At 53.2% G+C, this 562-nt stretch carries 1 protein-coding gene; it reads left to right on the top strand.

Features of this window, described 5'->3' with window-relative positions:
* Window positions 1–130: 130 nt before the first annotated feature.
* Window positions 131–562: cupin domain-containing protein (locus INT22_RS07065; protein ID WP_193067947.1), on the top strand; the 432-nt coding region annotated here is incomplete at its 3' end.

Raw genomic sequence — 562 nt, 5'->3', positions numbered from 1 at the left:
ATCACTAAGCCAAAAAGTTAACTATTGAATACCGCCGCCGGGCGGTATTTTTTTGCGTTGCATTTTGTCCCAGGGATGGGGAGACTTGCACTACTGCTGCGAATTTTCATCCCTGCAAAGAGCCAATACCATGCGCCTGAACGCCGATTTTAGCCACTTTGCCAGTGTCACGCCGGATCAGTACCGTTGGGTGGACTCCCCCAGCGCTGGTGTAGAGCGCATGATGCTAGACCGCATTGGCGACGAAGTCGCCAGAGCCACCAGCTTGGTACGCTACGCGCCCAACAGCCAGTTCAATCGCCATACTCATGGTGGTGGTGAAGAAATTTTAGTGTTGGAAGGTGTCTTTGCCGATGAGCATGGCCGTTACCCGGCAGGCAGCTACTTACGCAACCCGATTGGCACTGGTCATACCCCACAAATAGGCGAAGAAGGCGCACTTATTCTGGTAAAGCTACACCAGTTTGATGAAAACGATATTTTGCAACTGGCCGTGCCTGCCCATAGGCTGCCCTGGCAGCCCGACCGACGGCCAGGTATTACTTACAAAATGCTGCACACC

The sequence above is a fragment of the Halomonas sp. 3D7M genome (assembly GCF_014897885.1).
Taxonomy (GTDB): domain Bacteria; phylum Pseudomonadota; class Gammaproteobacteria; order Pseudomonadales; family Halomonadaceae; genus Vreelandella.
This window is presented reverse-complemented; position numbering and strand designations above follow the sequence as displayed.